This is a genomic window from Micromonospora sp. NPDC047557, assembly GCF_043205095.1.
In the GTDB taxonomy this organism is placed as follows: Bacteria; Actinomycetota; Actinomycetes; order Mycobacteriales; family Micromonosporaceae; genus Micromonospora.
In genome coordinates, this window is the sequence record NZ_JBIDDK010000001.1 from 492539 (window position 1) to 505371 (window position 12833).

The 12833-nt window shown below is 70.3% G+C and carries 14 protein-coding genes; 7 read left to right on the plus strand and 7 right to left on the minus strand.

The window, feature by feature from the left end; genetic code table 11:
• Positions 1 to 25: 25 nt before the first annotated feature.
• Both ACGGAQ_RS02205 and ACGGAQ_RS02210 read right to left on the minus strand, forming a co-directional pair.
• Complete coding sequence (locus ACGGAQ_RS02205; protein ID WP_393043799.1) at positions 26 to 1009, minus strand: ketopantoate reductase family protein; 984 nt, start codon at positions 1007 to 1009, stop codon at positions 26 to 28.
• A gap of 23 nt (positions 1010 to 1032) precedes the next feature.
• On the minus strand, positions 1033 to 1776 hold the full coding sequence (locus ACGGAQ_RS02210) for a M50 family metallopeptidase (protein WP_393043801.1): 744 nt from the start codon (positions 1774 to 1776) through the stop codon (positions 1033 to 1035).
• A 239-nt stretch (positions 1777 to 2015) separates the two neighbouring features.
• Between ACGGAQ_RS02210 and ACGGAQ_RS02215 the strand changes: the two genes are divergently transcribed.
• On the plus strand, positions 2016 to 2768 hold the full coding sequence (locus tag ACGGAQ_RS02215; protein WP_393043803.1) for a GH25 family lysozyme: 753 nt from the start codon (positions 2016 to 2018) through the stop codon (positions 2766 to 2768).
• Between the two features lie 82 nt (positions 2769 to 2850).
• Here the strand turns inward: ACGGAQ_RS02215 and ACGGAQ_RS02220 are convergent, their stop codons facing one another.
• Both ACGGAQ_RS02220 and ACGGAQ_RS02225 read right to left on the minus strand, forming a co-directional pair.
• Positions 2851 to 3084, minus strand: a complete 234-nt coding sequence (locus tag ACGGAQ_RS02220; RefSeq protein WP_354976871.1) for a hypothetical protein — start codon at positions 3082 to 3084, stop codon at positions 2851 to 2853.
• An 89-nt stretch (positions 3085 to 3173) separates the two neighbouring features.
• Entirely contained in the window at positions 3174 to 5153 is a 1980-nt protein-coding gene (locus tag ACGGAQ_RS02225) for a protein kinase (RefSeq protein ID WP_393043804.1), read from the minus strand.
• A 90-nt stretch (positions 5154 to 5243) separates the two neighbouring features.
• Between ACGGAQ_RS02225 and ACGGAQ_RS02230 the strand changes: the two genes are divergently transcribed.
• From ACGGAQ_RS02230 to ACGGAQ_RS02255, 6 genes are all read left to right on the plus strand, one after another.
• On the plus strand, positions 5244 to 5447 hold the full coding sequence (locus ACGGAQ_RS02230) for an acyl-CoA carboxylase subunit epsilon (RefSeq protein WP_393043806.1): 204 nt from the start codon (positions 5244 to 5246) through the stop codon (positions 5445 to 5447).
• 89 nt (positions 5448 to 5536) lie between these two features.
• Positions 5537 to 5995: a hypothetical protein gene (locus ACGGAQ_RS02235; protein ID WP_393043808.1), complete on the plus strand. Its 459-nt coding sequence runs from the start codon at positions 5537 to 5539 to the stop codon at positions 5993 to 5995.
• Positions 5992 to 7359, plus strand: coding sequence for a hypothetical protein (locus ACGGAQ_RS02240; RefSeq protein ID WP_393043810.1), 1368 nt, complete (start codon positions 5992 to 5994; stop codon positions 7357 to 7359). The genes ACGGAQ_RS02235 and ACGGAQ_RS02240 overlap by 4 nt, the downstream gene beginning before the upstream one ends.
• The gene (gene mycP, locus ACGGAQ_RS02245; RefSeq protein WP_393043811.1) at positions 7356 to 8510 is read left to right on the plus strand and encodes a type VII secretion-associated serine protease mycosin; all 1155 of its coding nucleotides are present in this window, start codon (positions 7356 to 7358) and stop codon (positions 8508 to 8510) included. Before ACGGAQ_RS02240 ends, mycP begins: the two co-directional genes overlap by 4 nt.
• Before the next feature lie 283 nt (positions 8511 to 8793).
• A complete protein-coding gene (locus tag ACGGAQ_RS02250) occupies positions 8794 to 9528 on the plus strand; it encodes a Maf family protein (protein ID WP_393043813.1) in 735 nt (244 codons plus the stop codon).
• A complete protein-coding gene (locus tag ACGGAQ_RS02255; protein WP_393043815.1) occupies positions 9525 to 10178 on the plus strand; it encodes an O-methyltransferase in 654 nt (217 codons plus the stop codon). Before ACGGAQ_RS02250 ends, ACGGAQ_RS02255 begins: the two co-directional genes overlap by 4 nt.
• 153 nt (positions 10179 to 10331) lie before the next feature.
• On the opposite strand, the gene ACGGAQ_RS02260 is transcribed toward ACGGAQ_RS02255, so the two are convergent.
• The 3 genes from ACGGAQ_RS02260 to ACGGAQ_RS02270 form a co-directional block, all read right to left on the minus strand.
• Positions 10332 to 11087, minus strand: coding sequence for an ABC transporter permease (locus tag ACGGAQ_RS02260; protein ID WP_393043817.1), 756 nt, complete (start codon positions 11085 to 11087; stop codon positions 10332 to 10334).
• A gap of 18 nt (positions 11088 to 11105) precedes the next feature.
• Positions 11106 to 12065: an ATP-binding cassette domain-containing protein gene (locus tag ACGGAQ_RS02265; RefSeq protein ID WP_393043818.1), complete on the minus strand. Its 960-nt coding sequence runs from the start codon at positions 12063 to 12065 to the stop codon at positions 11106 to 11108.
• 121 nt (positions 12066 to 12186) lie between these two features.
• Entirely contained in the window at positions 12187 to 12801 is a 615-nt protein-coding gene (locus ACGGAQ_RS02270) for a PadR family transcriptional regulator (protein WP_393045625.1), read from the minus strand.
• Positions 12802 to 12833: the final 32 nt, after the last annotated feature.

The window sequence follows — 12833 nt, forward strand, 5'->3', positions numbered from 1 at the left end:
CGGGCACGGCCGTCGGTTGCCCCGGTCAGGCGATCATCTTCTCCAGCTCGGCGAGCGGGAACGCGCCGGCCGCGATCCCCTCCCGGGTGGCCCGCCGTACCGCCCGCTGCACGGCCACGTTGGCCGGCGTCGGTACGCCGTGCAGCCGGCCGAGCAGCGCGACCTCTCCGTTGAGGTGGTCGACCTCGGTCGAACCGGCGCCGCGGGCGAGGCTCTGCCAGGTGGATCCACCGGAGCGGCCCGCGCCGTCGACCGGGCGCTGCTGGACCAGGTCGCCGCGTTCGGCCTTCTCCTCGTCCGGGGAGGTGTGCGGGATGCGCGCGGCGGCGAGCGCGGCGACGCCCTCGGCGCGTACCCGCTCGGCCAACGCGTCCGGGATGTCCTGCCCGAGCAACGCCTGGAGGCCGTTGCCGAGGTTGCTGAGCAACTTGCCGTACTTCCAGCGCAGCACGTCCTCCCGCACCGGCGCGACGAAGCCGGCGGCGGTCAGGTCGGCGGCGATCGCCCGGTCGGTGTCGTCGGCGCCGCCCGGGTACCGGCCGATGTGGAGCATCCCGGGGTGCGGGTGCCCGTTCGCCACCACCACGCCCGGGTCGAGGTGGGTGGCCGGCAGCCAGACGCAGACCGGGTGCACGTCGGCGAAGAGCCGCAGAGCGGCCCGCTCGTTCGCCACCCCGTTCTGCGCGGTGACCAGTGGCAGCCGCTCGCCGGCGGTGCCGCCACCGGCGACCGGGGCGTCCACCCAGGTCGTCAGCGCGGCCTCGGTGTCCTGCGACTTGACGGTGAGCACCAGCACCGTGTCCGCCGGCAACGGCCGGTCGCCCGGGCCGTCCACGGCAGCCAGCCGGGCGGTCTCGTCGCCGTCGGGCTGCCGCAGCGTCAGACCGCGCTCCCGGATCGCGTCCAGGTGCGCGCCGCGCGCCACCAGGGTCACGTCCCGGTCGGCCTGCGCCAGCCGTACGCCGATGGTCCCGCCGACCGCGCCCGCCCCGATGATCACGTATCGCATGGCCTCATTCTGCCCCGGCAGGGTCAGAGCGTCAGGCCGGCGTCGGTGCGGATGGAGCCGGTGAGCAGAAGCGCGCCGGCGACCAGGGCGGCCAGGTTGACCAGGGCGAAGAGGACCACCCAGAAGAACGCCGGGAACGGGGTCAGCCCGGCGAGCTGGTCGGCGTCGGAGGCGGGCATCCGGCCGCGTGAGCGCAGCCGTTGCAGCTCCACCACCGGCCGCACCCCGCCCAGCAGCAGGAACCACACCCCGGTGTACGCGAACGCGGCCTGCACCTGCGGCGTGGCGTACCACGAGACGGCGAGCACCAGAGCCCCGGTGACCAGCAGCGACACCACGCCGAAGGCGTTGCGGATCAGGACGAGCATGGCGAGCAGCAGCGCCACCGCCACCCAGAGCAGCAGCGTGATCCGGTTGCCGCCGAGCAGCCAGGCGCCGGCCAACCCGACCAGCGGCGGGGCGACGTAGCCGGCGAGCAGCGTGAGGATCATGCCCGGCCCGGTGGGCCGACCGGCGGAGAGCGTCAGGCCGGAGGTGTCCGAGTGCAGCCGGATGCCGCGCAGCTTGCGGCCGGTGAGCAGGGCGACCAGCGCGTGCCCGCCCTCGTGCGCGATGGTGATGGCGTTGCGGGCGATCCGCCAGGGCAGCCGGGTGGACACCACCACCAGCGCGACTGCGGCGGTTATCAGCACCAGCAGCGGGGGCGGGTCCGGCTGCGCGCCGAACAGCGTGTCCCACTTCTCGCCCAGCCCGTCGATCGACATCATGGGGCGCGAGCCTACCGGCGGCGTTCGGTGTCGCTGCCGACGCACCGGCCCGTCACGCCCGAAACTGTTGAGCCGTTCCGTTGGCAGCTCGACCCGGCCGCCCTGCACTGATTGTTTCCGCACGGCAACCCTCGGGAGCCACCGACAGCCGTCGATGAAAGTTTCCTCGACAACTCTTGTGATCTTGGGCAGTAAACTCCAAAGATGGTCGTCAATAGACCCCGTCCCTGGAGGCACTCATGGCCCGTACCCGATCATCGCTGCGCCGCGCGCTCGCGGCCAGCCTCACCGTCCTCGCCACCGCGGCGGCGACCCTGGTCGCGACCGGCGGCCCGGCGGCGGCGGCCACCACCGCCGGCATCGACGTGTCCCACTACCAGGGCAGCATCAACTGGACCAGCGTCCGCAACGCGGGCATCGAGTTCGCCTTCATCAAGGCGACCGAGGGCACCAGCGTCAAGGACTCCGCCTTCAACGCGAACTACGTCAACGCGTACAACGCCGGCGTGATCCGCGGCGCGTACCACTTCGCCCGGCCCAACATCTCCGCCGGCTCCACCCAGGCCAACTACCTCGCGTCCAACGGTGGCGCGTGGTCGGCGGACAGCCGCACCCTGCCGGCGGCGCTCGACATCGAGGCCAACCCGTACAGCGGGGGCTACTGCTACGGCCTCAGCACGACCGGCATGCGCAACTGGGTGCAGGACTTCCTGAACACCTACCGGTCCCGCACCGGCCGGTACGCGGTCATCTACACCACCACCAGCTGGTGGAACCAGTGCACGGGCAGCTGGACCGGCCCGTGGGCCAACCACCCGCTCTGGCTGGCCCGCTGGTCGAGCACGCCGGGCGCCCTGCCGGCCGGCGCGCCGGTGTGGAGCTTCTGGCAGTACACCAGCAGCGGCGCCGTCTCCGGGATCAGCGGCAACGTGGACCGCAACTACTGGAACGGTGACCGGAGCCGACTGATCGCGCTGGCCAACAACACCTGATCGGGCGGTTGGCGGCAGCGGGATCGACGGTCACCTCACGGTCGACAATCGGTCCGGCTGCCGCCACGCCACCGCGTACGGGTCAGGCCCGCCGTCGGCTCATCGCCGGCACCATCACCGGAGCGTCCTCGCGGACGACCGCGTCCCGCCGGCTGAGCCGCCGGACGCCCACCGCACCAACGGCGATGGCGACGACGCCGAACAGCGCGACGAGTACCGGAAGCCCAACGCTGATCAGCAGCAGTGCCACATCGCCGAGTGCGACGAGCATCCACAGTGCCAGCCGGGGCCGGGCATTCCTGTATCGGTGACCCATGTCGCACCTCCCTCCGTCGTTGGAGATCAGATACCCCGTACGACGCAAGATCATGCGAGAGAGGTTCACCCAGGCGCGGAGGAGCCGGGTCAGTTGACCCGGTCGGGCTTGAAGCCCTTGACGATCTGGTCGAAGTTGGCGAGGTTGGCCTGCCAGTCCTTCTCCGCGATCTCCCACCGGATGGCGAAACCTCGGTTGGTGGCGGTTACGAAGCCCCGGTTGCGCACGTGGATGCGGGTGTTGTCCCGGGTTTCCAACCACTCCCAGTCGGCGCAGGTCCGGTACCAGTCGCAGGCCTTGATGCTGCCCACCAACTGGTAGTTGGTGACCAAATCCCGACGGTCAGGTTCGATCGCCTTCCAGTCGGCGACCGCGTCCTTCTTCGGGGTGGGGGTCCACTGGACCAGCAAAATGCCAGGCCCGTTGGGCTGGTTGAAGACGAAGGTGTCCGATCTGGTCTGACGGCCGCTCCAGCCGGGTGGGAGCGGGATGGAGAAGGTCGGCCCCTGGTACAGCTTCCAGCCCGCCGGCAGGGCGTTCGGGTCGGCCGACGGCGTGGCCGAGGGCGTCGGTGCGCCCGTGGTGGGCGGAGGCGCTGCCGGAGCGGAGGACTGCGCCGGGGCCGACGACGCGGCCGCCCCGGTCGTCGGGTCGGCCTGCGGGCTCTCGTTGTCGTCGCCCTTGGTCAGCATCGGCACGATCACCACGAGGCCGACCAGCAGCAGGGCCACCAGGGCCCCGATCAGCACGTTGCGGCGGGTGTTGTTCGGCTTCGTACCGTCGAACACCGGCACCGCCGCGCGCCCGGCCGGACTCACCGGGGGCATGACCGACGTCGGGGCCGACGGTTTGCGCTGCTCCGGCGCCACCGGCGGCCCGTCGACGGCCGTCGGCTCGTCGTCGGGCTCCGTCGTACCGTCGTCGGGGTTGTCGTCGGCGGCCGCCACCGTCGCGGTCGGGTCGGCTTCCGGTGTGGCCGGGCGGTCGATCGTCGCGGTCGGCTCGGCGGGCACCGCCGCCGTCGGGTCGGCGTCGGCCGGCACGACCTCCGTCGGCGAGGCGTCGACGGCTGCCGGCCCGGCCGCGGCCGCGGCGACCGGCGGCGGGGTACGCGGCGCAGGCGGCGACACCGGGCGGGCGGCGCCCTCCTCGGCGGGACGCGGCGCCGGCACGAGCGGCGGGCGCGGCTCGCGTGGACCGTTCGGCCCCGGCCGGCGTACGCCATCGAGCAGTGAGATCCCCCGTGCCCGCTTGCCTCCGGCGCGGCGCAGCAGCCGCTCGGCCACCTCGGCGGTGATCCGCTCGTTCGGGTCCTTCTGGAGCAGCCCGTTGAGCACCGGCTTGAGCGGGCCGGCGTTCTTCGGCGGCGGCATCGGCTCGGTGGCCAGCGCGGCCAGTGTGGCGATCGCGGACGGCCGCGCGTACGGCGACTTGCCCTCGACCGCCGCGTAGAGCGTCGCGCCCAACGACCACAGGTCGGCCTCCGGACCGGCCGTGCCCTCCCGGGCCCGCTCGGGCGAGATGTACGCGGGTGAACCGAGCACCATGCCGGTGCGGGTGACGTTCGGATCACCCGGGATCGTGGCGAGACCGAAATCGGTCAACACGACCCGGCCGTCGTCGCCCAGCAGCACGTTGCCCGGCTTGACGTCGCGGTGCATGACGCCCGCCTTGTGGGCCGCGTTCAGTGCGCCCAACACGCCCAGGCCGATCTCGATCGTGCGGGCCACCGACACGGGCCCGTCCTCGGCGAGGGTGTCCTGCAACGACTTCGACGCCACGTACTCCATGACGATCCACGGGTCGCCATCGGTGCGCAGGACGTCGAAGATGCGTACCACGTTGACGTGGTTGAGCCGGGCGATGGCCCGCGCCTCGCGCAGCGAACGCTCCCGCATCTCGCGGCGTTCCTCGTCGGTGAGGCCGGGCGGCGGCACCAACTCCTTGATGGCGACGTCGCGGTGCAACACCTCGTCGCGCGCCTTCCACACCCGACCCATGCCGCCCTGGCCGAGCGGCGACAGAAGCCGGTATCGGTCAGCGACGAGTTGGGGAAGCGCGTTCGACATCGCTGAGACGGTACCCGGAGCCGCCGACGCTCACACCGCCGGCACGCCACTGTTCGCTTCGGATGACTTCGAGCCGCGTACCCTGGCGGCATGTCTGCCGAAGAGCCGCTGTTCCGGGTCGTTCGCGGCGTGCCCACCGCCGAGGAGTTGGCCGCTCTGGTCGGTGCGGTCATCATGCGGTCCCGCCCGGCCGCCGCCCCCGCGCCGGTCACCACGTCGGCTTGGGCCCGCAGCGGCCGGCCGGCCCGCCCCGACACCTGGCGCGCCTCCGGCCTTCCCCGTCTTCCTCGCTGACCGGGGTCGTCCCGCTGGGGGCTGCCAGGATGGCGTCCAGCCGTTAACCTCACTCAGGGAAACGGTGCCGTGACGGATAGGGAGGATCGATGATCCCCGACGAGGACCAGCCGGCGCCCTGGCTGCACAGCTACGGCGGCATCGAGGCCGACATCCGCCAGCTCCGCGAGTTCGCCGACCGGCTCGCCGCCGAGGTCGAACGCAACTACGCGCCCCACCTGTCGTACATCGCCGACGACATGTCCGCGAAGGTTCCCAACCCCTGCGACGCGTTCATCGAGCTGGTCACCTTCCTGCACGCCCACCACGAGACGCAGCAGGCCACCGCCGACATGGTGTACGCCGTCCGGGGCGCAACAGGCCACCTCGCCGCCGTCGCCGACCGGGTCGCCACCCAGTACGCCGACAGCGACGTCTTCTCCGCCGCCCGCGCCGTGGACGTCCAGCGGGCCCTCGCCGACCCCGGGACCGTCCTGCCCGGCGGCCGGACGCCGACACTGACCGACCCCACCGGTCCCGAGAGCCAGAGGCCGGTGGTCCTGCCATGATCGAACGAGGTGGCGGCCGCACCTCCGGCCAGACCGACTGGCACCTGATGGACGTCAACAGCATGTGGGCGTGCCTCCAGGACCACGACACCACCAACCACTGGAAACAGGTCGCCGGCTGGCGCAAGGTCTGCGACCTGGCCCAGATCCACCTCGGCAGGCTCCAGGAGTACCGGCGCGGGCTCGCCGAAGCGTGGCCCCCGGAAACCAGCGCCGCCTCCGGCACGTACCTCGCCCAACTCGACGACCTGATCGCCAAGGTGCGGCACACCCACGACGCGGCCGCCGCGAACTACACCGCGCTGTCCGCCGCCACCCAGGCCATCGGCACCACCCGCGCCGAGCTTCGCAAGATCCACGAGGAGTACGCGACCAAGCTCCAGCAGAAGCAGGCGTACGACGCCACAGCCGCCGACCCCAAAGCGATCATGGGCAACCGGGTCGTCGAGTCACCCGTGACAGACAGCGACCTGGAACGGCTGAACGTGCAGGCGCGGGCCATGATGTTCAACCTCAGCGGCGAACTCCAACAAGCCCAAGCCACCCTCCAAAAACCCCCTGCGCTAAGACCCCCGATTCAGTCTGGGGATCCTGATGCTCTAGGCGCAGCCTCAGTAGCGCCTGTCATCCCACCGATCATTCCCCTGCCGATGCAACCGTTGGTCAAGCCGACGACGGCCCGTCCCGCAACCGACCTGACCGCACCAATAGCCCAGGCACAGGGCGTCGGTCCAGTTCTAGGCGGGGCAGGAATCGGCCTAGCAAGCGGCCCTCCGACTGCGAGCCCAATGGCTCCATCGCTACCGACAGCTTCGCAGGCACCCCTAGGACCCGGACTGCCTCCCAGCGGGCCTATTTCGTCCCGCGCACCAAGCCCGCCTAATCCGGCTGACCGACCGGCCAGCAGCGCGAAGGGCCGGCAATACTCCTCGCCGTCCTCGCCGCTGCGCCCGGTGCCTCCTGGAGGACTGATTGGCGGCGCGACTGGTCCGGGTCTCATTTCGCCGGGTCCCGGACCGGTACAGCCCCGCAAGGTAAATCCGATCGGAGGGGTCATCGGCGGAGGCGGCGCAGGCACCGGTCCTACAGGAGGCGCGGGATCTCGCCCAGGCAGCGGGCGTTCGTTCAGCGGTAGCCTGCAAGGGAACCCGACCCCATTCGGCGGCGGCCCGTCGCTAGGCCACAGCACAGGGATGGGCCCAACTTCGAGGCATCAAGGGCATCTCCGCGAAGAGGACGACAAGGTGCGTCGATGGGACCCGGACAACCCGTGGGAGACGGACCAGGGGGTGGAGCCCATCGTCCGTCCTGCAGATGAGCGAGGCCCGATCGACCCCGGCCCGGCCATTGGCTTTGACCGGTGATTGCCACCACCAACAAATTAGCCACCTCGCTCTGGACACTCGTTTTACTATTCGCGGCTCAAATATCGCCTCCGCAGCCGGGTCAGCCCCCTGATCCGTTCGCCCGAATCCGGGACGAACAATGGCACCTGGGCTACTTACGGGCGGCAAAGGCTCAAGAACTAAGCCGCGGCAGCGGAGTTGTGGTCGCCGTGCCGGATACCGGGGTAGATTTGCACCCCGACCTACGCAATAATCTACTTCCAGGAAGAGACATTATCGGTGGCGGGAGCGGTGACGGCCGACAGGATGAAGACAGCCATGGGACCTCTATGGCTGGCCTGATCGCCGCACATGGCCAAGGCGGCAATCGTGGAGCGCTCGGCATTGCCCCTGCAGCAAAAATTCTACCCATATACGATTCTCCACCCTTCGGCGAGGGGCAGCCCGACAACCTCGCTCAGGCAATTGAGTTCGCCATTGCGAGCGGCGTGGATGTGATTAGCATATCTTCTGTTGGCGCGAGCAGTTCGAGACTTCGCGAGGCCGTGCGCGCCGCCGTCAGCAGAAACATTGTGGTCGTCGCGGGTGTTGGCAATCTGCCTCGGGACCAAAGCATCGGATATCCAGCGACCGAAGAAGGCGTAATTGCTGTTGGTGGCGTGGACCGCGACGGACAGCATGCTGCCGTTTCGGTGACCGGCCCAGAGATCGACGTGGTCGCGCCGGCGGTTGATATCTACAGCACCAGCTACGGCGGGAAGTACTCGAAGGGCACGGGCACTTCGAGCGCGACGGCGATTGTGGCTGGGGCGGCGGCGTTGATCAGGTCGAAGTACCCCTACCTGCCGGCCCAGGAGGTGGCCCATAGACTTACGGCCACCGCCATCGACAAGGGTCCGCCCGGCCGGGACGACGAGTACGGGTACGGCGTGATCGATCTTGTGGCAGCGCTGACGGCAGACGTACCCCCGTTAGGGTTTGAGTCGGTGAGCGCTCCGGCCGCGACTGGCTCGACCGCGGCGACCGGCGATCGGCCTGGGGGCAGTGATGGCGCGACGGCTCGCGGCCTGGCCACTCTCGCTGCGATCGTGGCTGTCGGGGTCGGATGGGCGCTGGTGGCGCGGCGTCGGCGGCGCGGCGATGATCCGCCGCCCAGAATCAGTCGCTGACCGCACCGCGGCGCGTTGATCGACTCGGGAACCTTGATATCGGGGTGTCCGGGCGAGCGGGATACCCCGATATCCATGAAGTCGAGTCGATCACGGTGGTGTCGGCGGGCTGATCGACTTCATATCGGCGATGTGGGGCTTTTGTGGCTGGTTGATAGGCCGATATCGGTGATGTGGAGTGGATCAAGGGTGCGGGGCCGGGTGGGCCTAACGGGCACGGCGTCGAGCGCGGCGCGGCCGGGTGGACCGGTGTGGTGGGTGGTGAGCCGGTAACGTCGGGCTGGTGTCTGATTCTCTGCCGCTCCGCCTCGTGCTCGCCTCGGCCAGCCCTGCCCGTCGTAAGTCTCTCCAAGCCGCCGGCATTGAGCCGGACGTGCTGGTCAGCGGGGTGGACGAGTCCCTGGTGGTGACCGATCGGGCCGAGGACCTGTGTCTGGAGTTGGCTCGGCTCAAGGCAGAGGCAGTGCTGAGCCGGCTGAGTCCGGCCGCCACGGCAACCGCGCCAGCCGGCACCACCGCAGGCACGAACCCCGGCACCGGCACGAACGAAGGCACCAGTCAGCGGACCCTGATCATCGGCTGTGATTCGGTGCTCGCGTTCGACGGGGAGATTCTCGGCAAGCCGGCGGATCCGGCGGACGCCACTCGGCGTTGGCTGCGAATGCGGGGGCGCAGCGGTGTCCTGCACAGCGGGCACTGTCTCATCGACGGGGTCAGCGGGCGGCGCGCGGAAGCGGTTGCCTCGACGAACGTCCATTTTGCGGACATCAGCGACGACGAGATTGCCGCGTACGTCGCCACCGGCGAGCCGCTGGCGGTGGCCGGCGCGTTCACGATCGACGGGTTGGGCGGGCCGTTCGTGGAACGGATCGAGGGCGACCCGGGGACCGTGGTCGGATTGTCGATGCCGCTGCTGCGTCGGCTTCTCGCCGAACTGGGGCTGCAGATCACGGACCTGTGGACAAAGGTCGCGCCGGGCGGCCAATCGGTCGAGCCGCTCGGTAACGTCCGCTCATGACCACGAAGTCGATCCCGCTCACCGACGAGTTGCACGCCTACCTGGTCGCGCACGGCGCCCCACCGGACGAGATCATCCAGGATCTGGCCGAGGAGACCCGGTCGGTGCTGCCCGAGCACGCCTCGATGCAGGTGGCGCCGGAGCAGGCCGCGTTCCTGACGTTCCTGACCCGGCTGCTGGACGTACGGCAGGCCGTCGAGGTTGGCACGTTCACCGGCCTGTCGGCGCTGGCCATCGCCCGAGGGCTGCCCGAGGGCGGCCGGCTGACCTGCTTCGACATCTCCGAGGAGTTCACCGGCATCGCCCGGCGGTACTGGGCCCGCGCTGGCGTGCAGGACCGCATCGACCTGCGGATCGGCCCGGCCGGCGAGACGCTGCGGGAGTTGCCGCACGAGCGTTACCTGGACTTCGCGTTCATCGACGCGGACAAGACCGGGTACCCGGTCTACTGGGCCGAGCTGGTGCCCCGGATGCGGCCGGGCGGGGTGATCGCCGTCGACAACGTGCTGCGCGGCGGGCGGGTGATCGACCCGCGGGACGCCAACGACCGGGCGATCGCCGCCTTCAACGACGAGGTGCTCGCCGACGTACGGGTCGACCCGGTGATGCTGCCGATCGCGGATGGCCTCACCCTCGCCCGGGTGCGCTGACCGCACCCACCGCCGACCGCCGCCACCGCCGACCGCCGCCACCGCCGACCGCCCTCACCGCTGACCGCCGCCACCGCTGACCGCACCCACCGCTCAGCGCCGACAGCACGAATTCGGGGTGCCCCCTCGGGAGGGGGCACCCCGAAGCCAGCGTCAGCGGACGCTGCGGGCGAACTGGCGGGCGGCCCAGAAGACCCCCAGCGCGGCGAGGACCGCCGTGATGGTGAGGCCCTGCCAGACCTTGTCGCTGGCCAGGTCGCCGGCGAAGAGCGCGCGGGTGCCGTCGACCGCCCAGGAGAACGGGTTCCAGTCGGCGATGCCCTGCAACCAGCCCGGTGCGAAGGTCAGCGGCAGCAGGATGCCGGAGAGCAGCAGCACCGGCTGCGCCACGGTGTTCATCAGTGGGGCCAGCGCGTCCTCGCTCTTGACCTTGAGTGCGACGCCGTACGAGACGGCCGAGGTCATGAGCGCGATGAGGGCGAGCATGAGGTACGCCAGCAGCAGGTCACCGATGAACACCCGCAGGTCGAACAGGAGCGCCAGCAGGGTGATGATGACCGCCTGCACGATGAGCGAGACCACGTCGCGCAGCGAGCGGCCGAGCAGCAGGGCGAGCCGGCTGATCGGGGTGACCCGGGACCGTTCGATGACGCCGGCCCGCAGCTCGGCGATCAGGCCGAAGCCCTGGAACAGGCCGCCGAAGATGGCCAGCAGCACCAGCAGACCCGGCACGAAGATCTTGTAGGCGGCGGCCTGGGTGGGCGCGTTCAGGGCCGGCTTGAGCAGCGGGGCGAAGAGCAGCAGGTACATCACCGGCTGGAACACGCCGACGAAGACCCAGACCGGGTTGCGCAGCAGGAGCTGGATCTGCCGCTGGAAGATCAGCCACGTGTCGCGGGCGAGTTTCATGAGTCGTCTCTCCGGTGGTCAGGACTCGCGCAGCGAGCGGCCGGTCTTGGTCAGGAAGACGTCGTCCAGGCTGGGCCGGTGCAGCTCGATCGAGCGCAGCTCCAGCCCTGCGTGGTCGAGTCGGCGCAGCACCTGGGGAATGGCGGTGGCGCCCTCGTCGACGTAGAGGCGCAGGCCGCCCTCGTCGGCGGTCTCCAGCTTGTTGACGTACGGCTCGCCGTCGAGCGCCTGGGCGGCCTGCGGGGTGGCGGCCAGGTCGAGACCGACGAGCACCACGTCGCCGGAGATCTCCCGCTTGAGTTCGCCCGGGGTGCCCTCGGCGACGACCTCGCCGTTGTCCATGATCGCGATGCGGTCGCAGAGCGCGTCGGCCTCATCCAGGTAGTGCGTGGTGATGAACACGGTCATGCCGTCGCTGCGCAGTCGCCGGATCTCGTCCCACATGTGGGCGCGGCTCTGCGGATCGAGGCCGGTGGTCGGCTCGTCCAGGAAGACGATCTTCGGCTCGTGGATGATGCCGAGCGCGATCTCGACCCGCCGGCGCTGGCCGCCGGAGTAGGTCTTGCACTTGCGGTCGGCGTACTCGGTGAGCTGGAAGGCGTCCAGCGCGCGGGCGGCGCGTTGCTGCGCGTCGGCCTTGCCGATGCCGTACATCCGGGCGTGCAGGACCAGCTCCTCGCGGGCGGTGGACTCGTCCCACGTGCTGCCGCCCTGCGGCACGTACCCGATCCGGCGGCGGACCTCGGCCGGATCCTTGCGCAGGTCGGCCCCGGCGATGGTGGCCTCGCCGCCGTCGGGCTCGATCAGCGTGGCGAGCATCCGCAGCGTGGTGGTCTTGCCGGCGCCGTTGGGGCCGAGGAAGCCGAAGATCTCGCCCTCGGCGACCTGGAGGTTGACGCCCCGCACGGCGTCCACCGTCTTCGTCTCTCGACCCGCGCGGGAGCGGAACGACTTCCGCAGCCCCCTGGTCTCGATCATTTCTGCTCCTGGTCGGTCGGGCCGGCCGCGCCGGCCGTCGAGTGGGACGACGCCGGACGGCGCACTCCCCCGCTGTGCCGCCAGCAGGCTAACGCGATATAACTTTCTTAGTCAACGTTGATTATTCCGCCTCGGCCGCTCGCGTCGACTCCTGGCGCTCTTTCCACCCCGACCAGCCCTCGACGTTCTCCAGCTCAGCAGGTAGGTACGACACTCCGGAGTCGATCCGCTCCGCGATCCGCTCGCACCACCCCATCTCCGCCTCCGCCCGCACTGCCCACAGCTCGAACATCCACCCCACGTGCACCGGCTTGCGGTTACGCACCCAGTCCGACTCCAGGGAGGCACGCATCGACTCGACACCGGCGCGCAGCAGATTGGCCCGGTTGCGCAGGGCCGCGGCGGCCTCGGCGCGCGGCATGGCGGGCAGGAAGGAGAAGGCCACCGCGAAAGGGTCGGACGGCTCGCTGAGGTTCCACCAGAAGTTGCGCAGCAGCGTCTCGAACTCGTCCTCGCCCTTGGGGGTCACCTCGTAGGTGGTCCGGGCCGGACGGGCGCCGACCTGCTCGGTGGCGACGGCACGGAGCAGCCCTTCCTCGGTGAGCTTGCGCAGCGCGTGGTAGATCGAGCCGGGCTGCACGTTCGCCCACTTGTCGGCGCTCCAGCTCAGCAGCTCGCGGCGCACGTCGTAGCCGTGCACGGGCTGCATCCACCGCACCAGGCCGAGAATCATCATCCGAGTCGCAGACACCACACAAGCGTAATAGC